Annotated in this window: 17 protein-coding genes and 1 other RNA gene; 11 read left to right on the forward strand and 7 right to left on the reverse strand. The window is 60.0% G+C overall.

Going from position 1 to position 23,409, the window contains the following annotated elements; all coding sequences use genetic code 11:
- Positions 1–149 precede the first annotated feature (149 nt).
- Both QEZ49_RS00110 and QEZ49_RS00115 read left to right on the forward strand, forming a co-directional pair.
- Complete coding sequence (locus tag QEZ49_RS00110) at positions 150–1,502, forward strand: DUF2793 domain-containing protein (protein ID WP_280383031.1); 1,353 nt, start codon at positions 150–152, stop codon at positions 1,500–1,502.
- A gap of 218 nt (positions 1,503–1,720) precedes the next feature.
- A complete protein-coding gene (locus QEZ49_RS00115) occupies positions 1,721–2,905 on the forward strand; it encodes a glycosyltransferase family 4 protein (protein WP_280383032.1) in 1,185 nt (394 codons plus the stop codon).
- A gap of 14 nt (positions 2,906–2,919) precedes the next feature.
- On the opposite strand, the gene QEZ49_RS00120 is transcribed toward QEZ49_RS00115, so the two are convergent.
- Entirely contained in the window at positions 2,920–4,203 is a 1,284-nt protein-coding gene (locus tag QEZ49_RS00120) for a lipopolysaccharide biosynthesis protein (RefSeq protein WP_280383034.1), read from the reverse strand.
- Between the two features lies 1 nt (position 4,204).
- Positions 4,205–5,524: an O-antigen ligase family protein gene (locus tag QEZ49_RS00125; protein ID WP_280383036.1), complete on the reverse strand. Its 1,320-nt coding sequence runs from the start codon at positions 5,522–5,524 to the stop codon at positions 4,205–4,207.
- Positions 5,525–6,509: 985 nt separating this feature from the next.
- On the opposite strand from QEZ49_RS00125, the gene QEZ49_RS00130 reads away from it, so the two are divergent.
- From QEZ49_RS00130 to QEZ49_RS00140, 3 genes are all read left to right on the forward strand, one after another.
- On the forward strand, positions 6,510–8,795 hold the full coding sequence (locus QEZ49_RS00130) for a polysaccharide biosynthesis tyrosine autokinase (RefSeq protein ID WP_280383038.1): 2,286 nt from the start codon (positions 6,510–6,512) through the stop codon (positions 8,793–8,795).
- A 3-nt stretch (positions 8,796–8,798) separates the two neighbouring features.
- Positions 8,799–10,193 (forward strand): hypothetical protein, encoded by a 1,395-nt coding sequence (locus QEZ49_RS00135; RefSeq protein ID WP_280383040.1) that lies wholly within the window; start codon positions 8,799–8,801, stop codon positions 10,191–10,193.
- A gap of 298 nt (positions 10,194–10,491) precedes the next feature.
- Positions 10,492–11,265, forward strand: coding sequence for a polysaccharide biosynthesis/export family protein (locus QEZ49_RS00140; RefSeq protein ID WP_280383042.1), 774 nt, complete (start codon positions 10,492–10,494; stop codon positions 11,263–11,265).
- Positions 11,266–11,590: 325 nt separating this feature from the next.
- On the opposite strand, the gene QEZ49_RS00145 is transcribed toward QEZ49_RS00140, so the two are convergent.
- The gene (locus QEZ49_RS00145) at positions 11,591–13,162 is read right to left on the reverse strand and encodes an O-antigen ligase family protein (protein WP_280383043.1); all 1,572 of its coding nucleotides are present in this window, start codon (positions 13,160–13,162) and stop codon (positions 11,591–11,593) included.
- Between the two features lie 598 nt (positions 13,163–13,760).
- A complete protein-coding gene (locus tag QEZ49_RS00150) occupies positions 13,761–15,908 on the reverse strand; it encodes an alpha/beta hydrolase (protein WP_280383045.1) in 2,148 nt (715 codons plus the stop codon).
- Positions 15,909–16,145: 237 nt separating this feature from the next.
- Between QEZ49_RS00150 and ffs the strand changes: the two genes are divergently transcribed.
- From ffs to QEZ49_RS00180, 6 genes are all read left to right on the forward strand, one after another.
- Positions 16,146–16,241, forward strand: an RNA gene (gene ffs / locus QEZ49_RS00155) — signal recognition particle sRNA small type.
- Positions 16,242–16,379: 138 nt separating this feature from the next.
- Positions 16,380–18,317: a DNA polymerase III subunit gamma/tau gene (locus tag QEZ49_RS00160; protein ID WP_280383047.1), complete on the forward strand. Its 1,938-nt coding sequence runs from the start codon at positions 16,380–16,382 to the stop codon at positions 18,315–18,317.
- Positions 18,318–18,343: 26 nt separating this feature from the next.
- Positions 18,344–18,664 (forward strand): YbaB/EbfC family nucleoid-associated protein, encoded by a 321-nt coding sequence (locus QEZ49_RS00165; protein ID WP_280383049.1) that lies wholly within the window; start codon positions 18,344–18,346, stop codon positions 18,662–18,664.
- A 54-nt stretch (positions 18,665–18,718) separates the two neighbouring features.
- Positions 18,719–19,189 (forward strand): YbhB/YbcL family Raf kinase inhibitor-like protein, encoded by a 471-nt coding sequence (locus QEZ49_RS00170; RefSeq protein ID WP_280383051.1) that lies wholly within the window; start codon positions 18,719–18,721, stop codon positions 19,187–19,189.
- A 56-nt stretch (positions 19,190–19,245) separates the two neighbouring features.
- Positions 19,246–19,983, forward strand: coding sequence for a M15 family metallopeptidase (locus tag QEZ49_RS00175; protein ID WP_280383053.1), 738 nt, complete (start codon positions 19,246–19,248; stop codon positions 19,981–19,983).
- A gap of 64 nt (positions 19,984–20,047) precedes the next feature.
- Complete coding sequence (locus QEZ49_RS00180) at positions 20,048–20,254, forward strand: hypothetical protein (RefSeq protein ID WP_068463449.1); 207 nt, start codon at positions 20,048–20,050, stop codon at positions 20,252–20,254.
- Between the two features lie 129 nt (positions 20,255–20,383).
- On the opposite strand, the gene QEZ49_RS00185 is transcribed toward QEZ49_RS00180, so the two are convergent.
- The 3 genes from QEZ49_RS00185 to QEZ49_RS00195 all read right to left on the reverse strand — a co-directional run bounded on the left by QEZ49_RS00185 (position 20,384) and on the right by QEZ49_RS00195 (position 23,362).
- The gene (locus QEZ49_RS00185; RefSeq protein WP_280383056.1) at positions 20,384–21,469 is read right to left on the reverse strand and encodes a glycosyltransferase family 1 protein; all 1,086 of its coding nucleotides are present in this window, start codon (positions 21,467–21,469) and stop codon (positions 20,384–20,386) included.
- Positions 21,469–22,260 carry a UDP-2,3-diacylglucosamine diphosphatase gene (locus QEZ49_RS00190; protein WP_280383058.1) on the reverse strand — a complete coding sequence of 264 codons (792 nt, stop codon included), beginning with the start codon at positions 22,258–22,260 and terminating at the stop codon, positions 21,469–21,471. Before QEZ49_RS00190 ends, QEZ49_RS00185 begins: the two co-directional genes overlap by 1 nt.
- Positions 22,261–22,483: 223 nt before the next feature.
- Entirely contained in the window at positions 22,484–23,362 is an 879-nt protein-coding gene (locus QEZ49_RS00195; RefSeq protein WP_280383060.1) for a transporter substrate-binding domain-containing protein, read from the reverse strand.
- Between the last annotated feature and the right edge of the window lie 47 nt (positions 23,363–23,409).

Raw genomic sequence — 23,409 nt, forward strand, 5'->3', positions numbered from 1 at the left:
GCCTTCAATGCATTATCTGATTGCGGGCATGTCGTTGCCGTAAGGATCGGCAATGGTCGGCCCGCCAATGATTTTTAACAACAACAGTTATCCACGCGCGGCCGACGAACAGCACAATGCCGTCCGTTTCCCCACGGAGGATGGCCAGTATGGATACGACTAAAAATCTCGCGCTCCCCTACATCATGGCCGCCCAAGCTCAAAAACATGTGACGCATAATGCGGCGCTGCGGGCGCTTGATGCCATCGTCCACCTGTCCGTGGTCGATCGTGATCTTGCCACAGCCCCCGAAGAACCGCTCGAAGGTCAGCGCCATATCGTTAGCGGCAGCGCAACTGGCATTTGGGCAGACCGAGGTGGAGAGATCGCGGCCTTTCAGGATGGCGCGTGGGCCTATTTCAGCCCGAACAGCGGATGGATCGCCTGGGTGGCTGCGGAGAGCATGGCGCTTGTATTCGACGGCGCGCAGTGGGTTTCCCTGACGGAAGCGGCCAGTCTCAATCCGGCAGCGCTGGTCGGCGTCAACGCGACGGCTGACATGGGCAACCGGCTCGCGGTGAAATCCGATGCCGTGCTTCTGAGTCATGACGATACAACCCCCGGCTCGGGCGACATGCGCCTCAAACTGAACAAGGCTGCTGCGGGCGGTACTGCGTCGGTGCTCTACCAGTCGGATTGGTCTGGGCGGGCGGAGTTCGGCACTGTCGGCGACGACGACTTCCACATCAAGGTGAGTCCGGACGGCGCGACATGGCATGAGGCGCTGATTATTGACCGCACCAGCGGCGCGGTACGCATGCCAGCAAGTGTGCCGCTGTCGGCGCCCTACAATCTCCTGAAGGACGCCGGACGCTTTGCCGGCAGCCCGGAGCCGCAGTCGGGCAGCGTAGGAAGTTTCACGGCGCCCAGTTATGTGTTGGCGGCCAACGGGGCGACGATCGCTGGCGGCCCGAAGTTCATCACCAACAACAACGATTATGGTGGCACGGCCGGTGCGCTTGATGTCGACGTGAGAGCGTTGATCGACAAGCTGAAAGACGCTGGCAAACGGCGTTACGGCGTCGAGTTCTACCTCCTCGACATCACCGCAGGGACGGGCACCGGAACTGCGCGAACGATCAACGGACTCAACCACTATCTGCCGTTCGCGCTGTTGACTGCGCCGCTGCCACCGCAGTGGGCGTTCAACTGCCATATCCGCGTGAAATCGGGCAGCGTCGGGTGCACGTCGACGCTCGCCAGTGTCGGCGACATGTACATTGACGGTGTGCGCCGAACGGCATCGCAGCAGATAACCCCTGCTGACGGCTGGCGTCAGTTGACACGGCTTTACAATCGGGATCCCCGACAATTCGAGGGCTACGACAATATCATGCATAATATCTTCGCTACGCCGGAAACTCGCTTCTATCTTGCGGCGCCTCTTCTCGTTCCGGGCGCTATACCAATCGGTCCTGAATTCTATTATGGCGTGGTGCCAAGCCTGGAAGCCTGGCGGTAAGTTTCGACTGCGGACTAGCCAGCTTGACTTGGATTGTTAGCTAACTGAAAATCGAAAAGAGCATGCCGCACATTGAGCGGCATAGCATCGGATTCTATAGACCAATTTTCTAGATGAATTTACGTCGGCAAAAATGTTGTGCTATGAATTCGCGATGGTCCATTGTTTGAAGCTCTCTATAATCAATTCATTATGATAAATTTATTTCGGGGCAGGGTATGCGCATAGCACACGTTTGTTTGTCTAATTTCTATATTGACGGCTTTGGTTATCAGGAAAATATTCTACCCAAGATCCATAAGCTCATGGGGCACGACGTCGTCATTATCGCGTCGACCGAGAGCTACGTCAATAAAACTCAGCTTTCGTACGTAGATCCGGGCAGTTACATTAACGAGCATGGCATCTGGGTGCATCGCTTGCCGTATTCTCGTTATGTGCCGCAACTGGCGCAGGCCAAAATTCGTGCATACGAAGGACTGCTTGAAAGGCTGGAATCATTCCAACCAGAAGTCATTTTCATTCATGACGTGCAGTTCTGGGATCTGTTGAAAATTCGGAGCTTTGCGAAGCGTACACCGGTGCGCGTGCTTGCCGACAGCCATACCGACTTTGTCAACAGTGCGCGCGGTTTCGTTTCCCGGCGCCTGCTGCATGGAATTTACTATCGGAATATCGTCAGGCGCTGCCGTGACGTTATCGAGCGTTTTTATCCGACATTGCCGGCGCGCGGTGATTTCATGGCCAATGTATACGGTCTGGATCGCGCCAAAATGCGATTGCTGCCGTTCGGTGTTGATGACACCGCGCTGCATGGTTTGGATCGCGCGGCAGTCCGCAACGAGATGCGCGCAGCGCTGTCAATTCCTGAAGATGCTTGCGTGTTTGTGACTGGCGGCAAGCTAGATATGCGCAAAAACATTCATGTGCTGGTCGATCGTTTTTCGCGCTTGAAGCGCGCCGGTGAACTCCCGAACTGCCATCTGCTGGTGTTTGGCAAGCCGGATGATGAGGTGCGCGCCGCGCTGCTGAATGTCGAATGCGATGCCAGCGTGCATATGATGGGGTGGGTGCCGACGGCGGAGATATTCCGCGCGTTCTGGGCTGCCGATCTTGCTCTTTTTCCCGGTACGCACTCCGTGTTGTGGGAGGAGGCGATTGGTCATGGGCTGGGGGCAGTGTTTCACCGCTGGCGTGGCATGGAGCATCTGGATCTTGGCGGCAACGCGCTCTTTCTTGATGATGCGCATCCCGACACACTGGACGGCGTGCTGCGGGATTTGGTCAGCGACGACTGTGCGAAAATCCGCGCGTTAAAAAGCGTGGCCGCGGACAAAGGCCCCGGGACATTCAGCTATAGCGCGATAGCCGCACAGGCGATTGCTCCGGCGCTTGAGGTATGATCGAAGCGGAAGCCCTACCGCTCGGCCCGCGATTGACGCCGTGTGCGAAGCTGCGCGGTTGCGATCGATGTGGCGAGTTGGCAGACGTAGCCGCCCAACAAACCCCAGGCGGCGCCGAGCAATCCAAACTGCAAGCTCAGCACGACAGTTAGCACTGCGCCGGTGACGGCGCCGACGGCATTGTTGATCAAAACCGCTCGCGTGTCGCCCATCGTCAACGAAAAGCCACCGAAGATGTTGGCGATGTTGAACAGGGCGATCGCGAGCGCAAGCCACGGCAGCAGATGGGCGGTGGAAGCATACTCAGGCGACAGAATTACGTGCACGATCGGCTCGCGCAGCAAAAAGAACAGCGCGACGCCAAGCAACGCAAAGCCGCCACCGGCCGCGAGCCAGATCCGGCGCGCCTGTCGGACTTCGGCACTGTTATTCTCCGCGATCGCCTTTGCCATCATCGGCCGCATCGTCCAGTCGGTCACCGCATTGAGCAGCCCATATGGTCTTTTGACCAGTCCGTAGCTGATGACAAACAAGCCGGCGGGAGCCAGTCCGATCGTTGCAGCGATCAGGTATCGGTTCAGCATCTCGGTGACATTTGCCAGCAGGGCAGCCGGGAATAATGGCTTGGAAAGTGAGACGAGGCGATTTGAAATTGATGCCGCTTCGCTGGCAGTCGTCGTTGCATTGGTGTCGGATTGGGCTTCAAGCTTCACAGTCAGCCGCACAATCAAAACCAACACGGCCGCCCCGGCCAGATTGCCGCCGATGGCTGTGTAGGCGGTTGCGGGTATCATCAGCAGCGCAAGCCATAGGAAGGCAAATCGCAACCAAGCATCGGCACATTGAATGATGCCAACAAGCTTTTGCCGCCGCGCCGCTGCCAATAACGAAATCTCGAAGCCGCGCCATGCGTCAGCTGCGAACAAGCCGGCGACGAGGACAGGTACAAATACTGGCAATTGCAGCATCAGCGCCAAGGGGACGCCGATGATCAGCACCGTCGTCACGACGATGGATGTGACGCGCGCCATGAGTTTCCAGCCCACGGCGCGGAATGTGCTGCCCTGCCCCTCGCGAGCGTATCCTGCATAGCTGACGAGAATGGATTGTGTCAGCGGGCCGGACGCTATTCCAGAAAGGATAGACGCGAGCCCGATGACCAGGCCCATTGTGCCGACTTCGGATGGCGACAGATAAACGGCCCATAATTTCAAGGAGGCAAGGATGGCCAGTGCGGACAGGACCTGTCCAGCAAATACCCATGCGCCTTGAGCTAACATGCCGCTGCGGAGTGCCATTTTAGTGTGGCCCCGCATGAGTTTCGAACCTGCCTAGGCGGGTAGCAGAAGCATGTCCAAATGCCCCAGAATAACCGCCAAATCGCCTGACCCGTTTTTTGGCGGTGAAAAGCATAATCCAAACGGACGTCCATATTGGCGCATTTGCGTTAAACGATCCAAAAACGACGCTAGGTTCGAGCAACCCCAAAACTAAACCGCAAATTATGACAAGCGATGCTCTGGGAATGTTGGCATCGACTTTGTTTAAGGAAAGGCGGACGAGTTCCAGCGTAACCAAGCTTAAAGGAACAAAAAGAAGAAGGCCTGATTCAGCTAAGAATCTTAACCAGACATTGTGAACTGCTACAATGCCATAATTGTCAAGCCAAACACGGGCATTTTCTACACCAACCCCCTCGATAGGCGCTTCCTGCCAGCGATCGAATGCTGCAACAAAAGATGCAAGGCGCCCGGTAGACAAAGCATTCAATTTGTCAAATAGGCTGCCCCCCGCGTCGGTGTTTCGGAAAAAAAGATCTGGGATAAATGCCATGGCGCCAGAGAATAAGAACACGCCAGTTATTGCGGCTAGCAAGACGATATTGGAAGCGCGCAATCCTCCGGTTGTGGCCAACCCGTATGCAACAGCTGCGACCAAAGCTAATGGTCCGCCCCGGCCACCGGTTACGATCATGCTGGCGAGCGCACCGATAAGTAACACGCCAGTTGTAGCGATGAGTAGCTTGCTGGGTTTTGGAGATTTCAAAAAGAGCACCGCAGCGAGTAAGGCAGCGGGCGCGAGTACGGCTCCCCAACCCGTACGAGATGCCGAGAAACCAGAGTTTGACACCATAGAGCTTTCAATAAGCCAGTATGGGCCGCCTTCGAAAAATTGAGGTGGGACGGGAAAGTCAGGAAGAAGGCCCGCATAAGCAAAAACAGGATACATTGCTAGGCACAAGAAAATTGCCATGGCCCATGTTAGTGCCCGTAATAAAAATGGAAAAGCCCGGTGGGGTAGGGCGAATAAGGCGATTAGCCATAACAATGGTTCAATGAAATCTCTGGCTCGACCGATAGCTACTTCGGCGTTTTCATTTATGATGTTTGTTGTTAGGGCGGCGGCTGCGCAAAGTCCCATCAAGAAATACAAGTTACTTTGCTGTCGGTGTGATATTCGGAAACGTGCCAGCCCAATTATGACAAGCGTGCCAAACAAAGCGATTTTAGCTTGCGCGATGAGATTAGCATTTATTCCCGGCAGCCAGTAAATTCCTGCGATGGCTACGTAGGTTGAGATCAGGCATGCGTGCAGCTTGTCGCCAAAGGTCGGTAGCAATTGCCGACATCGTGGTGTGCTGGGATTGACAGTTAAAGTAGGTCGCATGATCGACACGTGATGCGGTCGTTTTGGCCGTCACGCTATAACATGTCAGGGGTGGTTTGGGCCCGTAGGGCGGGCGCAGAGAGCAGTGCGCTGTCGGAAAAATGCATACCCATAAACACGTCCTGTACCCCTAGAAAGACTAAATTATATAAGCGTCGACGCACAAAGTGAGCCCTAACGGGCAGTTGCGGTTCTACATGGCAGGTTGGCCGCGACGCCAGCCTTTTTTGTTGTCACGGTTGCTTTCCGCGCGCGCCAGGCAAGGAGTGTTGTGAAAGACGGCCTAGTGCCCAAGGCGTACGGCCCGTGGTTCGGTCAGCAGGCTCTTGTCGGTGTGTCATGGGCAAGGTTCGCCGTGGTGCAGTCCGCAGCACAGCGGCCGATACCCACGCCGGCAATAGTTGTCCCTCAAGCTTGCCTGGCTGCTGCGCCTTGGCTGACAGACGTTGACGGACTCGACCTATTCTTGTCGGCTGGCACGCGGGCTGGCGGAGTGCGCACGGGGTGCGATGCCTAACCTTAGAACTGAGTTCTGTAGCAACCGGTGCGGCTGACACGCTACAGTGTCGGAGTTCGGATTTATGGATGCGCGGCCATGCTCCTGTGCTATCTCTACGAGCGATGTTGAGATAGGCCGCTGTGGGGCACAATTTGTGGCGGTCGGCGGTGGCGTCACGGATGTCCGCCGGTGACTTTTCGGGGCTTCGTTCGCTTACAGAATGTAGCGCTTAGCCGGAATGTGTGGCGTTCTCTCTGCGTTGAGACGCGCGCTCCGGTCAGGGCTTGGGTTGGCGGATATTGAGTGAGAGAGTACGTCGTTGCCACGTGGGCATATTAAAGTCACGTGGGCTTATTTAAGCCATCCCGGTTCGGGATAGGTTGCGGATATTGATGACCGGCCAGCATATTTACCAATGATACAATCTCAGCCGTTGACATGACCAGTAACGAGAATATTCCCTCCGGCGACGAGCGTCGTTCTTCCAGTATTGCCCCGATCCCGCAGGCGCAGCGTCATGTGCTGGCTGGGTATGACGGAGGGTATCCGGGTTATGCCGACGCGGCGATGCTGCGCGAAGAACCGGCAACCAACCTGCGCGAATACTGGCGGATCGCGAACAAGCGCAAGTGGATGATCCTGGGCGTCGTCGGCACGTTTCTTGTGCTGGGCGTTATCGTGTCGCTGATGACGACACCGCTCTATACCGCCAGCGTCAGGCTGCAGATCGATCGCAACGTTGCCAAGGTGGTGGATGGCGGCAACGTCACGCCGCTGGAAGGCACAGACATCGAGTTTCTAAAGACGCAGTACGAGCTGTTGCAAAGCCGCGGCCTTGCGGAGCGTGTCGTCGTCGCTTTGAAACTGGGCGACAATGAAGGCTTTCAGGAAGCGCACGGACCTTCGCTGCTGGGCAGTCTCATCGGTCTGCTGACGTCATCGGGCGAGACGGCGACCAAGGGCAATCAGCGCGCGGAGCGTGAACGCAAGGCAACCGAGATTGTGCTCGACAACCGCTCGGTGCGTCCCATCGCTGGCTCGCGCCTGGTTGATATCAGCTTCACGGATCCTAATCCGGTCATGGCGCAACGGATCGCGACAGCGCTGGCCAGCGCTTACAGCGATTCCAATCTGGATAAGCGCTTTCAGGCCAACGTCTACGCCAAGACTTTCCTTGAGGATCAGGTCAAGCAACTGAAGCTGCGGCTTGAGGAATCGGAAAAGCAGCTGCTGGAATTCGCGCAGAGGGAACAGATCGTTGCCGTTTCCGAAAAGGCATCGATCGCGGAGAATAATCTCGCCAGCGCCAACGCCGCGCTGGGCGTGCTGGTTTCGGAGCGGATCAAAACCGAACAGCTCTGGCGTCAGGTTGAGAACGCCAACGCAATCAACATGCCCCAGCTTCTCAGCAACAAGGTGATCGAGGGGCTGCGCGACCAGCGTAATCTTCTGGCGACCGAGTATCAGGAGAAGCTGGAGACGTTCAAACCTGGCTATCCGGCGATGGTGCAGATCCAGAATAAGATCGATGAGATCGACCGTCAGCTGGCCGTTGAAGTGCGCACGATCAAGGATTCTCTGAAGGCCGGGTTTGCGAACGCAGCCGCGCAGGAAGAGGAGATGAAAAAGCAGATCGAGCAGTTGCGTGTCGAGGCGCTCGATCTGCAAAAGCGCAGCATCCGCTACAACATTCTAAAGCGTGAAGTTGACACCAACCGTGGCCTGTATGAGGGGCTGCTGCAGCGCCACAAGGAAGTTGACGTTGCGGGGGGCGTCGGAGCGAACAATATCTTCGTCGTCGATCGGGCCGAAGTGCCGATTGCGCCTTCATCGCCCAAGCTTGTGCGGTCGATCCTGCTGTCGCTGCTGCTCGGTCTTGGTGTCGGGGTCGGCGTGGCGGTCCTGCAGGAGATGATGGACGATTCCGTTCGCAATATCGATGATCTGGAACGGGTGACCGGGCTTGCATCGCTGGGCGTCATTCCCAAGGTCAGCAGTGATCCGCCGGAGGCTGAGTTCGCCGATGCACGCTCGCCGTTGATGGAATCCTACCGGTCGCTTTGCACCTCGTTGCAGTTGACCACGGCGACGGGTTTGCCAAAGTCACTGGCTGTGACAAGTGCCGGACCGGGTGAAGGCAAGAGCATCACCGCATTGGCCATCGCCCGCCATTTCGCCAACATGGGCCTCAAGGTGTTGCTTGTGGATGGCGATATGCGCAATCCTTCGCTGCACAAGAAGATGGCTATTCCCAATGGCGCGGGCCTTAGCAGTTATCTGGCAGGTGCGTGTGCGCCACCGGAGACGTTCCAGGCCACCGACATTGCGACGCTTGCATTCATGTCATCGGGTCCGTTGCCGCCGAGCGCAGCGGATCTGCTTGCGGGGCCGCGTTTGCATTCGCTGTTGCGCGTAGGTCTGGAGGTCTTCGATCTCATCATTATCGACGCGCCGCCCGTCATGGGCATGGCGGATGCGAGCATTCTCGCCAACACCGTTGAAGCAACGGTGTTCGTTGTTGGCGCTGGCCAATCGACATCGGGCCAGATCGGCGCTGTGCTGAAGCGCTTGCGGCTGGGTCATCCGAATTTGATCGGCGCCGTGTTGACCAAATTTGACGCCGTGGCGGAAGGCTACGGTTATGGCTACGGCTATGACTACAGTTACGGTGTGGATCCGAAGCTGAGCTCAAGCGACCGTTCCGTTCCGCGCCTGGGCGGTTGACGCATGGCCCGCGTTTCTGAGACCGTTCCCAAGCCAGTGAAATTTCTGACCGGTCGCAGCGTTGGCGCCGTTCTGATCGCGGGGCTTGCGCTCTACGTGTGGTTTGCGCACCAACTGCCCGCGTATCTCGCGACGGTAGCGCCCGAGACGGCATTGATGCTCAACGCTTCCGATGCGACGGCGCTGGTCGAACTGGCAGACGAAAAGCTGCGTCGCACCGATAGCGCCACGCCGGGGCAGGTCGAGAAACCAGAGCTTTTGAAATGGTCTGATATCGGGCGTCTGGCGCTGAAACCGAAATCGGAGCTTCCACTGGCTGCGGGTGAACGCCAGCAGATAACGGCTGACCTGACGCGTGTGCTGCAGTCGAGGCCGTTAAGCGCGCGCGGTTTCGAAATTCTCGGGCGTTTGGCTGAGCTTGATGGCGACCGGGTGCGTGCCGACATTTACATGCGCGCCGCTGTCAATCGTTCAGCCGGATCGACAGACGCGCTTGTCTGGCTGATACGTGACGCCACGATCCGCGAAGATGCCGACACGGCGTTGCGGTATACGGACATTCTGTTGCGCAAGCGGCCGCAAACCGGCGACCAGTTGTTTCCGGTGCTGGCCTATGTCGCTGAGCGCTCGTCGGGTGGACCGTTTCCGGCGACTGAAGCGCAGAAAAAGCTCATCGAACTGCTGGCGGGCGAGCCTCGCTGGCGCGCAAATTTCTTCGGTGGGGTTGTCCGGCATATCCACGATGCGCGCACGCCGCTCGTGCTGATGACCGCGCTTCGGGAAACTGAAGCGCCGGCAACGGCGCAGGAGATTAACGGCTATCTGAACTTCCTCATACAAAAGCGGCTCTACAGCTTCGCCTACTACGTATGGCTGCAGTTCATCGACAAGGAACATCTCGCCGAGGTCGGATTTTTGACCAACGGCAGTTTTGATGTCCAGCCGAGCGGAGCACCGTTTGACTGGGCGATTGCGGGCGGGAGCGGGGTCAGCATCGACACGGTTGAGCGCATCGATGCGGATGGTGATCGGGCGCTCTATCTGGAGTTTGGCGCCGGGCGCGCAAAGTTCCGCGGTGTAAGTCAGATCACCGTTCTGTCGGCCGGGCGATATAAGCTTTCAGGCCGCCTGCAAGGTGAGCTTTCAGGGCGCAGGGGAATGGTCTGGCGGATGCGGTGCCTGCCGACGAACAAGGTTATCGCGGAAAGCCCGATGTTCCTGGCGCGCGAGCCTAACTGGACCCCGTTTGAAGCCGATATCGAAGTGCCGGCGGAAGACTGTTCCGCGCAGGAGGTCCGGCTAGTGCTGGATGCCCGTTCGGCGTCGGAGGAGCTGATCTCCGGGTACGTTTGGTATGACGCATTGAAGATCCGTCGCCAGGACGATGAGGAGCAATAGCTCAGGCTGCGGCGGGCCATAACGGCGTTGACCGGAGCGCGCGGTCTGACGGCTGGCTTTTTAACGTTTCACCCTGCGCTCGTTGTGGCGGGAATTGCCCGTCCCTGTGGCCGCCGGGCAATCGCTTGTCGGCAATACCGCTTAAGCGAGCACCACGGTACTTTTCGCCGTTGACGGGTAGTCGGCTAGTGTTGTTTCCTGCCAGATAATTATTGCTGGAACTCATTTTGTTCCGGCTCAGGAGTATTAGATTATGCCATTTTCTTGGCTCCGCGTATTGCCTAACCATTTGTTCTTGATGACGGTTTTTCTGCTGGCCGGGGTGCTCGCCGCAGGATGTGGCGCATCCATGGGCGATGGGGCAACGGCAAGCCTTGGCGGCGATGTTTCCCCGCAATCGGTATCGGCCTCATTCGCAGACCCCTCCGGTGGCTCAACGATGGGCTCACCCACACTGAGCGGCGCGCCTGTGCGTGTCGACGGGGTCGATCGGTTGATGGCCTCTGCAACACCCGGCAGCCACGGCTACAAGGTTGGTCCGCAGGACGTGCTCGAAATTTCAGTGTTCAAGGTTCCCGAGCTGTCGCGCAGCGTACAGGTGGCCGATGCTGGCAGCATCAATCTGCCGTTGGTCGGCGAGGTGGATGCCGCTGGCAAGACGGCGCGCGATCTTGAGCAGGAATTGACCCAAAAACTGGGCGACAAATATCTGCAGTCGCCGCAGGTGACGGTGTTCGTGAAGGAATACAACAGCCGTCGCGTCACAATCGAAGGCGCGGTCAAGAAGCCGGGCGTCTATCCGATCCGCGATCGCACATCGTTGCTGCAGTTCATCTCGATTGCAGAAGGTGTCACGGAGTTGGCGGACAGCGAGATCGTTGTGTTCCGGCAGAGCGGCGGTCAGAAGTCGGTAGCGCGCTTCGATATCGACGACATCCGCGGCGGCAAGACGGCCGATCCGGATATTCGTGACGGCGACCTGATCGTGGTGAACACGTCGAGCACGAAAACCGTGTACCAGAATTTGCTGCGTATCCTGCCGAGCACGGCGAGTTTCCTGCTTCTGTTGTAAGAAGGGCCTTTGTCAGAGGGCTGCTTTGTTGACGGTTAGCTGACTGCCTGCGGACGTCCGGTTCACTGCGGCCGCATCGGAATTGGTGGCGCCCCGATGCAGTGCTTCCGGCGAAATAGGTCGTCGTCGGTGACGGCTTCGCTACCTGTCGCGCAATCATTTCAGCCGTGCTGCGCCATTTATCCAGAACGCTATTGCGCGCGCCAGGTGACCACTAGCTAATAGCGTCAGCCGTCAGCCGTCAGCCGTCAGCCGTCAGCCGTCAGCCGTCAGCCGTCAGCCGTCAGCCGTCAGCCGTCAGCCGTCAGCCGTCAGCCGTCAGCCGTCAGCTTTCGCGATCGCCCTTTTTCCATTCCTCCGGCCAGCCTTCCGGAGATGTCCACGTGCGCGTACCAGCGCCGTTGGATCTGGCATCCTTCGACGTCGCAGCGCGGGGAGGCAGCGTCTCAGCGGACACCTTGGCGTGATGCTCAGGCGCTAACCGGAACGGCCGTTTTCCAGCCGTCCCTCCGGACCTCTGTGGCTTCGGTGCGGAGCGTGGCTCGGCTGCGCTGGGCGCATCTGCGCGGTCATTTGCCGATCTTGGAGGCGGCATCAGCAGCCCGCATGCCAACGCGAAAACGGCCGCCATTGCCCCGGTGCGAAGCGGGTAATCGACCAGCGAATGCAGCAACAGCAGGCCAACAATGAGAACCGCCGCGCGCATCAGCGATGTATCGAGAGAGTATTCATCCGAACGCCGCCACACCGCCACCGCGCGTATGCCAAGCCAGATGATGAATGCCGCGAGGATGAGCGCAGCAAACAGCCCCAGTTCCAGCCAGAACTCGAGCAAATCGTTATGGGCCCGGTTAGCGAACGTATTGGGCAGCAGATTTTCAATCTTCTCGTAAACGCCGTAGAGCGATTCAAACGATCCCAATCCCGCGCCGAACGGCATCAGCTTGTAAGCTGTTTCGGCTGTGGTCTGAGCAAAGTGCACCCGCGCGTCCTGCAGCGGATCGGCATCGAAACGCTGCATGATGCGGTACAGAGCGAACTGCGCTCCCAGCACGCTGGCGATCGCGAAAACGGTGGCCAGAATTTTGGTGGTTGAAATGCGGCCCTGCGTCTGACGCGGCGTCATGAACGCCAACGCCAGCGCGCCGACCATGGCGACAATGGCCAGCAGCAGGCCCGCGCGTGAACGGGCCATCGATTGGGCGGCAAGCAAAGCGATCATGAGAAGCAGTGCGGCCGCCAGCAAGGCGACATAAAACGGGCGTCGGCGGCCGAAGGCGATGAAGCGCTGGTGCGCTTCTCCTGCCCACACGGCACTCAGCAGAAAGGCGCAGAAAAGCAGCGCGGCGTAGTGGTTGCGGTTGGCGAAAAATCCTGTCGCCTCGCTCTGGTTGCTGAAGTCGTAAAAGCGGATTGCGCCCGCGCTGCCAAATGCGACCTGTGTCAGCCCCAGCACGACCGATGCTGCCGCCACGGCAAGCACGATGAGGGTCAACGTCCTGCGCTGCAGCGCGTCGAGTTGGCAAACGGCTAGAAATATCGACGCCGGAACCACAAGCGAGAGCAGGCTGGCATAGGTTTCGGATGGCGCAACGCTGAGCGGTCGCCAGGGAAGTTCGACACCTAAAGTCCGATACGTCTCGACGATCGTTTCTCTGCCTGGCAATGCCTGCCAGATTTCCGGCGGCAGTGGGATCAGCTGTGCAGCCGTAACAGCGGCCAGCAGCGCCAGCAGCAGCACCGGAACGAGGTTGATCCAGCGCTGCGCATTGGCTGCGGGCGCAGGCGACCATTGCCACAGCGCCAACGCGAGCAGCGGAATGGACATGAGCTGCAGTATCAGGTCGGAGGCCAGCCGCGGCCGTGACGCGCCGCCGATGAGAAGCGCGGCCAGCAAGACGAAACTGCATCCCCAGAACAGGAGATTTCGGGGCGGAGATGAAGACCGCACTATTTGGCTGCCGTTCTGTCGCCGCGGTAAATCGCGGTCGGTATGGATGAGCTGGCGCAGCCGCTGGCGAACGCCTCTGCAAGCCGCCGAGGACTGCGCGATGCGCAACAGTCGATGCAGGCCTGCTGCGGTGATCCTGTCAGCAATACGGGTGTGTCGACGGCTGGGTTAAAGCCGGGTGGACCAATAAAATAGAGCATGTATCTCGGGCGCTAAAAATAATTCAGGAAAAATGGCATCGATAATCGGTCAGAGAAAGCGATTTGACCTTCGATGGTGTGGAAATGCAACCGAAACTAGGCGTTGTTTGGGCGCGCGCCTGACTGACCGGCGATCTGGCACAAGGGTGAAGCAAACGCCTACCGCGCCCATGCCCTCGACATCGGGGGGCACGCTGTTTCTCTTCAAAGGCGAGGCAGCAATGCAAGGGCTGCCCCAAGCCGCAGCGCCTGTAAATGAAAACGCCGGACCGATATCAATCGGTCCGGCGTTGTTGCGTTAGGTCGTCGTGCTGCTGGCAGCATCGGGCAGCGGTGCCATCGGCTTATGGCGCCGTGCCGGTTGCGGTTGGTGCCGCCGCTGGCTGTTGCGCCGTTGGCGTTTCCGACGCTGGGTCCGCGGCCGGGCTATCCGTTGCGGGTGCTTCTCGCCGCCAGCGCGGCGGCGGCAGCTTGCGGTCGAAACCTTCCTTCACCTTTTCCTTCGCGTCGGCCAGCAGGCCTTCCGGGTTGGCCTCCCAGTACTTCTTGTTCGAAACACCGACGTAGGGCTTGGCAGTAAACAGCTTGCCTTCCGGATCGCGCTTGCTCGGATCGCCCGACGGCTTGCCGGTGATGACGGCCTGGATGTCGTTCAGGATCACTTTGTCGTCCACGTAGTCGGAGTGGGTGTAGGTGAAGAACTTCCAGAAGTCATACTTCGGCGGTGTCTTGTCGATGACATAGACGTTGCTGGCGTTCACATACAGCGGTTCGCCCCACGGCACGTGGCCGCCGGCGCGATCGTTCAGGCCGCGCAGCAGCGAGGAAAGCCACAGCACCCAGTCGCCACCGGAAGTGTAGATCGTCACCCGCTCGGCAAGCTTGGCCCAGGTGTTGATCTTGGTGTTGAACACCGCCGCTGAAACGTCCGGCGCCGCAAATACAACCTGCCCGAGGCGCAGCGTGCCTTCATCCTGACGGCGGCCGTCGAGGATGGAGCGGATCGAGCCCATCACGCGCATCAGCTTCTGCGAACCCATTGAGTGGGCAACAATATCAAGCGTGCGGATGTTGTTGTCGCGCAGGATGGCGGCAATGAACGCCTGCAGTGAGCCCTCGGCTTCCTCGGCGTTGTCGGCATCCTGCAGATAGCGCAGCGAGCTGCGCACGCTGGGCCAGGAAAACATATAGACGCGGCCCTTGTAGTCGGCGCCGCCCGCAATCTGTGCTGTGGCCTGCAATGCCTCGTAGAACGAGTTATTGTAACCATGGATAACCAGCAGCGCGTGCGTCGCATCTTCCGCCGCTGCGGTATCGACGATGCGCACATAATTTTCGGTGCTGCGGTCAATCGGATCGGTCAGCAATTTGATGCGTGCGTTGGCCGCCCGCGCACCGCCCTGCCATGCGCCACGGTAGGTGTTGTTGCCGCTTGAGAGCGACATGCGCGGGTTCACCTGTATGCAGCCGATGGTGAGCTTGTCGCTGGGGGCGTTGGCGAACATCGTCGTCATGTCGCCCTTGGGGTCGGCGATGGCGCGCGTTGTTGCAAACACCACGCGCACACCACCACGTCGGGCGCGACGCTGCGGGCCAAATACGCACTCTCGCGTCGTCAGCTCCTGCCAGCCGTTCTGGTCGTAGAAGTCAGATGCAACGATGTTGAACACGGCCCGCGCGATCAGCGACCATGCAACTTCGGTTTCCGTCGGTGGGCGCGCGCCTGCCAGTCCGGCGGTGAACAGTTTGGCGATCTGTTTCTGGACCTTCTCAAGCTTCGCTGCGGCCAAGATTTCCGGCGGCGGCACAAAATCCGCCGGTGGGCGCATATCAAAGCGGATGTAGATGCCGCGCTGGCCGCCCTGATATTCGAAGTTCATGTTGTGGAAGTAGTAGCGGTTGCCCCAGCGGTTGCCGGCGCCCTCCGCAATCACCTCAGAGCCGGAGTTATGCAGATAGGTAAGCGTCAGTGCGTTGTAGGCCTGGAAGCCGCGCGTGAACGAGCTGGTGGAGGATTCGCGGCTTGAGACGCGGAACACATCGATGGCGACGCGGCTTTTGCCGGGGTGATCGTATTCTTGCCAGGTCGTGTTGGAGGGCTTGGGTTCCGGCGGCAGCAGCCCGGCCGGGAATGTCATCTTCAGGTTGTTGACCGGATTGATGACCTGCTTGAAGCCGATGAACTTATAGACCGCATTGTTGTTGTGCTTCAGGATGGCGCACTCGGCCTCGGTCAGCACCGCGTCCTCGCCGCCGGGCAGCGCGTTGGCGGTGCGGAAATCAGTGATGGCCTCGCGCAGCATCTTTTCGTTGGCGCGGCCGATCTCGGCGGCCAGGAAGCCGGACAGAATAAGATGGCGCTGAAGCTCCTTGTCGCGGAGCTGGAGGTCCAGGTCGTCGCCCGCGGGGCAGGCAGCCATGGCCATGGACGGAAGTGCGGCAACCGCAATGGCGGCCACAACGCTGGCACAGAGCGACGCAAAGTACTTCATATGCAATTGGTCCCCCAACATAATCGCGTCCGCGAGCCTAATTCGCCTGCGGGCGGAGTCAATTCCGGTTGCCAGGTCAGCCCGGTGGCCGTTGGCGATCACCACCGGTCTTTCTGCCGCAAGCCTAAGCCCGAAAAATGACGGCCCATGGCGGCCCATGGGGTGCGGCGTGGAAGAAGTTGGGGAGAGGGGCCTGAAGGCTTGTAAGCGGAGGCGGCAGCAGCCATAATCAGCGCGGGAGGTTGGCGGCGGGCGCATCCCTCGCCAACCGGGTCAGGTCCGGAAGGAAGCAGCCCTAACGATTAGGACGCGGGTCGTTCGTCAGCCTCCTCTATTATTTCTGCTCACGGGCCGATCGCTTGCCGCTGTGCGACGAGCTGCCCTCCGCGAGGGCGCGACCTGTCATCCGAGCTAGCTCGGCTGCGCCGGGACGGTCGCCTTGCTCCCATGGCTCATTCGCTGCAATGGCCCATGCGGACCAAAGGTAGAGACATGGCCGGCAATAATTCTCAAGGTTCGGATCAGGCGCAGGCGGCGGCGAAGCCCTATGTGGTGCTCGCCCGCAAATATCGTCCGCAAAGCTTCGAGGATCTGATCGGCCAGGAGGCGATGGTGCGCACGTTGCGCAACGCCTTCGCATCGGGTCGCATCGCCCAGGCCTACATGCTCACCGGCGTGCGCGGCGTCGGCAAGACAACCACCGCGCGCATCGTCGCCCGCGCCCTCAACTATGAAACCGACACCGTCACCGCGCCCACCTTTGACATGCCGGTGCTGGGCAAGCACTGCGCCGAGATCATCGAGAGCCGCCATCCGGACGTGATCGAGATGGACGCCGCCTCGAACACGGGCGTCGACAACATCCGCGAGCTCATCGAAAGCGCGCGCTACAAGCCGATCATCGCCCGCACCAAGGTTTTCATCATCGACGAGGTTCACATGCTGTCGAAGGGCGCTTTCAACGCCCTTCTGAAGACGCTGGAAGAACCGCCCGAGCATGTGAAGTTCATCTTCGCCACGACCGAGATCCGCAAGGTTCCGGTCACGGTGCTGTCGCGCACGCAGCGCTTCGATCTGCGCCGCGTCGACGTGCCGGAGCTGGCCGCGCACTTCACCGGCATCGTCACCAAGGAAGGCGCCACCGCCGAACCCGACGCGCTGGGGCTGATTTCCCGCGCGGCTGAAGGTTCGGTGCGCGATGGCCTGTCGCTGCTCGATCAGGCGATTGCGATGGGGCAGGGCAACGTCGGCGTTGAAGCCGTACGCGCCATGCTGGGCCTTGCAGATCGCGGCCGCATCTTCGACCTGCTGGAACATGTGTTCCGAGGCGACGCCAAAGCCGCGCTGCTGGCGCTGGATGACATGCACCGCGACGGCGCCGATCCGGTGCAGCTTGTCGCCGATCTGGCCGAGGCGGTGCACACCGCAACGCGCATCAAGGCGGTTGGCTCGGATGCCGGCAGCGACGGCCTGAGCGCCGAGGAGCGCCGCCGCGCCGCTGCGCTGGCCGAGCGCCTGTCCACGCCGCTGCTGTCGCGCGCCTGGCAGATGTTGCTGCAGGGCGGCGATGAGGTTGGTCGCGCCGCCAATCCGCGCGCTGCCGCTGAAATGCTGCTGATCCGCCTCGCCTACACCGCTGATCTGCCCTCGCCGGATGAACTCATCCGCATGCTGGGCGGCGAGGGCGCGCTGGCGCGTTCATCGCAATCCCCAGCCCCTGCGGGTGGCGCGCCATCGCGCGATGCGCCGCTCAACAGCGCTGCAATGCCGCCCCGGGCAGAACCGTTCACGCCAACGGCGCGCGAAATACTGGAGCCGTCTTCGGGTTCCGGAGCGCACGTCGATCACGCGACGCCGCCAGCCCGCGCGCCGCTCTCGCCCGCCGACCGGCTGATTCCATTCGAGGATGATGGCGGCTTCGGCGACGATGACGGTTTTGACGCCGAGTATGACGCATCACTCAACGCGCTGATCGAAGATCAGAACGCGGTTTCCGCAGCCGTGCCTGCCGCCGATCCGCGCTCGTTCGAGGAAGTCATCGCTCTCATCGGCGAACGCCGCGACATGATGCTGAAGATGAACCTTGAAGACCGCGTCAGTCTGGTAAAATTCGATGCCAATTCCGGCGCGATCGATTTGTTCTTGCTGCCCGGCGCGCCGCCTCAGATCGCCAACGAACTGCGCGAAAAGCTGAACGCCTGGACGGGCCGCAAATGGGTTGTCGTACTGTCGCGCGAAAAGGGTGCGCGTCCCGTTGGCGAGGTCAATCGCGAGCGTGAGGCAGTCGAGATCGAGGCACTCAAGGCCCACCCGGCCGTGAAGGCAGTGTTTGGGCATTTTCCGGACGCGAAGATATCAAGCATCCGTCCGTTGCCGCGCAGCGAACAAAACAAGTCGCGCACCGGATAACAACTTTTCTCAGCGGAGCTAGCGAGATGAAAGACCTGATGGGCATGATGAAGCAGGTGGGCCAGATGCAGGCACGCGTGCAGAAAATGCAGGAAGAGCTGGCGTTGATGGAAATCGAAGGCCAGTCCGGTGGTGGCCTCGTCAAAATCACGCTGACAGGCAAGGGTGATGTGCGTCGCGTGCAGATCGATCCAAGTCTGGCCAAGCCCGACGAGGTCGAAATCCTTGAAGATCTCATCGTCGCTGCGTCGGCTGATGCCAAGAGCAAGCTCGACGCCGCGATGCAGGAGAAGATGCAGGAAGTAACGGGTGGCATTGCGCTGCCCCCCGGTTTGAACCTGTTTTAAACCGTGCCGCTCCGCAGCGATTGAGGTCACGCGCACAGCTAAAGGGAGACGGCCATGGCACTCGGCATCTCAGCTCCGGCGTTTCAGGATGGCGGCGAAATTCCAGCCGCCTTCACCTGCGAGGGCCGTGATCTGTCACCTGCGCTGACATTCTCCGGCGTACCCGCCGAGGCGAAGAGCCTGGCGTTGATCGTCGATGATCCCGATGCGCCCGATCCCGCTGCGCCGAAAATGACATACGTGCATTGGGTGCTGTTCGATCTGCCGCCCGATACGCCGGGGTTGCCTGAAGGCGTCACGTCGTTGCCGGCTGGCGCGAAAGATGGCCTCAACGACTGGAAGCGCACCGGTTATGGCGGCCCGTGCCCGCCGATCGGCCGCCACCGTTACTTCTTCAAGCTCTACGCACTGGATACAACGCTTTCGCATCTCGATCGGCCGACCAAGGCTGAACTTCTGGCGGCGATGCAGGGGCATGTGCTGGCGGAAGCGCAGATCGTCGGCACCTATCAGAAAGCCGGCTGACGATGGTGCGTCGGCAGAATGTGCTGGATGACGCGCGATGCGCATTGCTGTTAGCAATGTGTTTTGCTGGTCTGGCGTTCGGCACCAATTCCGCCGCTGCTGAATATAAATCTCCGCACAAATCATTCGTCGACGCTCGATCGCTCATTCCCGATCTCGTCGTCGAAATGCGTTATGTGACGGCGCAGAATTTCGTCGGCAAACCGATTCCCGGTTACAACGGCGCGCGCTGTCTGCTGACGCATCGCGCCGCCAAGGCGTTGCAGTGCGCGGCGGATGCGCTGCGCCCGCGCGGCTATGCCATCAAGGTCTATGATTGTTATCGTCCGCAGCGGGCGGTGAATGCCTTTGTCAACTGGGGGCGCAATCTGCGCGACCAGAAGATGAAGCAGGCGTATTATCCAGAAGTCGATAAGCGCAACCTGTTCCGTGACAGTTTCATTTCATCGCGCTCCGGCCACAGCCGCGGCAGCACGATCGATCTCTCCATCGTGCCGGCGGCAAAGCCCGCTGTGCCGTTTGAGGCTGGTGACAACGTTGTGCGCGCCTGCGATTCCAGCAGTGGCAGACGCACCGATGACGGCAGCGTCGATATGGGAACGGGTTTCGATTGTTTTTCAACGCTGTCGCATACGCGATCGCAGAAGGTCAGCGACGTACAACGCCAGAACCGCACCATTCTGCGCGACGCCATGTCGGCGTGTGGCTTCCGCAACCTTTATAGCGAGTGGTGGCATTACACCCTGCGCAACGAGCCCTATCCGAACACTTATTTCGACTTCCCGGTGGAATAGTCAGTAACCGTTGCCATCTATGTTCATGGATACCTGTTGAGGCTTGAACGGCGAGGAACCGTAAATGGCATTTGAAGCGTTGAAGGCGGAAGTCGGTTTGTTGTTCACGCAAATGCAGAACGAGCCGACCGATCGGCACGAGCTTTATCTGCAGCTGACGGAAAAGCTGAACGAGCTGAAGGCTTTCGGTATGCCGTTGCCGCAGGATCTGGTCGAGATGGAAAAAAATCTTGAGGCAGAGTTCGCGGCCGAGAAACGCGAAGCCCAATAGCGCACCGTTGGCTGCCCCCCAATCATGCACCGGCGGCCGGCTCCCCGAAGGCAGTCGCCGGTGCCAAGAAGACAATCATGCGCCAGCGGCCGGCTCCGCGAAGCGGTGTCGCTGGCGCGAAAGAAATACTCAATGCGTCGCGCGTGGTTGCCGGACGGGAACACGCGATGCGATTGGCAACCGCAGATCACGCCGGGCGCATACCCGCGCTTCGCCCGTCAGGCATGCGTCGGTGATGTTGGCCAGAAACAGCCGCGCCGCGCTGGCCCAACTGTAATGCGCCACGCTGGCACGCACGATATCGCGGTCCAGCCGCTGCGCCGACAAAGCCGCAGCACGCAGGTCTTCCGACAGAATACCGCTCACGCCATCGATGACGATGTCGCGCGGTCCGCAAACCGGCAGCGCCGCCACCGGCAGACCCGAAGCCATCGCTTCCAGCAGCACGATGCCGAACGTGTCGGTGCGGCTGGGGAACACAAACACATCGGCTGACGCATAGCACTGCGCCAGCTCTTCGCCCGTTCGTTTGCCGGTGAATGTCACGTCGGGATAACGCGCGCGCAATTCATCGAGCTGCGGGCCACCGCCTACAACCACCTTGCGGCCGGGCAGGTCGAGATTGAGAAACGCGCCGATGTTCTTCTCCGTCGAGACGCGTCCGACATAGAGAAACACCGGTCCATCGCCGAACAGCCGAATGTCGCGCGGATGAAACAGATCGGTATCGACACCGCGCGTCCATGGCATCACGCGCTCAAAGCCGCTGGCCTCAAGCTCGCGCGCTAAAGACGGCGTCGCCACCATCAATCCCGCTCCGGCATTGTGAAACCGGCGTAGCAGCGACAGCGTCCAGTTTTCCGGAACGGCAAAGCGCTGACTGAGGTACTGCGGAAAACGCGTGTGGAAGCTGGTCGTGAAGCGTATGCCGCGCTTCAGGCAGTAGCGCCGCGCCATCCAGCCGATCGGGCCTTCCGTGGCGATGTGCACCGCGTCGGGCTTCAACGCTTCGAAGCGCTGGGCAAACCGTTTCATACCCGGCATTGCCAAGCGTATTTCGGGATAGGTAGGGCACGGCAGCGTGCGGAATTCCTCCGGCCCCACCACGCTCATCTCAACGCCGAGCGCGGCAAGCTCGATCGACAAACGCTCGTAGGTGCGCACTACGCCGTTCACCTGGGGGTGCCAAGCGTCCGACGCAGTGAGAATGCGCATCACGCCACCTGCAGGGCTTTGGTCAACTGCTTGGTGATGGATTGATCGCGGGCTTTCACAACGTCGTGCCAGCGGATCAGCTCCATGCGGCCGTCTTCGGTTTCGCCGATCGCCGTGCAGCTCTCAACCCAATCGCCCGTGTTGAGATAGTGCACGCCGTCCATCTGACGCGAGGCAGCGTGGTGGATGTGACCGCAGATCACGCCGTCAACACCGTGCCGCCGCGCTTCATCCGAAAGCGATTTCTCAAACTCGCCGATGAAGTTCACCGCCGTCTTAACGCGCAGCTTCAAATGCGCCGAGAGCGACCAATATCCCAGCCCGAACCGGCGACGGATGAAGTTCAGCGGATGGTTGAGCCACAGCGCGAACTCGTAACCGCGGTCGCCCAGAAACGCCAGCCAGCGCGCGTAACGCACCACGACGTCGAACTCATCGCCGTGCAGCACCAGATAGCGCTTGCCATCGGCCGTCACGTGCACCGTCTGATGCTCGATCTCGATGCCGCCGAAGTGTTGGCCGCAATAGGGGCGCAAACCTTCGTCGTGGTTGCCGGGAATGAAGATGACCCGCGTGCCTTTGCGCACCTTGCGCAGCAGCTTCTGCAGCACGTCGTTGTGCGCCTGCGGCCAGATCGGACCGCGCCGGATACGCCAGAAATCGACGATATCGCCGACCAGATAAATCGTGTCGGCTTCCGTCTCGCGTAAAAAGTCTAGGAGCAAATCCGCCTGTGACGCGCGCGTCCCGAGGTGGACGTCGGAAATGAACAGTGTGCGGTATTGGACCATTGTCCATCCTTTTCAGCAGCAAGGTTGCTTGCGCTTGGATGGCTCCAATGACCGGATTCAGTTTGCAGTATTGTGACAGTCGCGCCGATGCCGCAGCCAACGCGGTTAATCAGGGTTGAAATTAACCGCTGAGGCTCCCCGTTGCTTCGTTGAGGGCCGATCGCGGCGCCCGCAGGCTTCCATCCGCACTACGCCGACGCATCCTTGCGACGCTCTCCTGCCCCTAGAAAATCTTCACCGGGAAATAGCGTTCGGTGATCTCTTCCAGGCGTCCGTCCGACCGCAGTCTGGCCAGCGCACCGTTCAGCATCGCCTTGATCTGGGAGTCGGTCTTGGGAACCGCAATCGCCATGCCATCGCCGAAGAACTTCGGCTCCAGGTATGGCCCGCCTTTCAGCTCGCAACAGCGCTTGGATGCGGTGCCGTGCAGCCAGAACACCAGGCTCACAGAGTCATCGAAGATGTAGTCGACCTGACCTTGCAGCAGCGCATCGCGCGCCAGATCGGGATTTTCAAACGGCCGCACGGCGCTGGAACGGAAGAACGCGCGCACAAACGCTTCATGCGGAGAATTGCGCGCCACGCCGATGCGCTTGCTCTCCAGCGTTTCCGGGCTGATCTCCGTTTGCTCCTGCGACTTCGGTCCGGCAAAGCGCCCTGGCATCTGGAAATAGCGGTCGGTGAAATCCACCTCGGTCAGCGCCTGTGGCGTCACCGCATGCGAGGCGATCACCGCGTCGGCATCGCCGCGCCGCAGCGCCAGCAGCAGCTCGCCCCACGGGCGCACCTTGATATCGCAGGCCGTGTTCAGTTCCGAGCAGATCGCGCGCGCCAGATCGACATTGAAGCCGGCCAGCGAGCCATCCTCATCGTAGAAATTGAATGGCGGGAAATCGCCTTCGGTAAGGAAGCGCACAACAACACGGCGCGATGTGCCATCGGTCTCGCCCGCCACCGGCACTTCCTCAGGTGCAGCCGGCTCCTGCTGCGCCTGTGCGCTGGCAGGCAGCCATAGCGCCACCGCCATCAAGGCGATGAGACCAGCCGCCACCGCACGCAGCATCGCTGCCAGATGAAGTGCCGGGGGGTTAACCATGAGCATAGGCCGGGGGCTCCACTTTGAGTCGCGCTCACTATGGTGAAACGCCA

The sequence above is a fragment of the Hyphomicrobium sp. D-2 genome (assembly GCF_029872155.1).
Classification (GTDB): Bacteria; Pseudomonadota; Alphaproteobacteria; order Rhizobiales; family Hyphomicrobiaceae; genus Hyphomicrobium_A.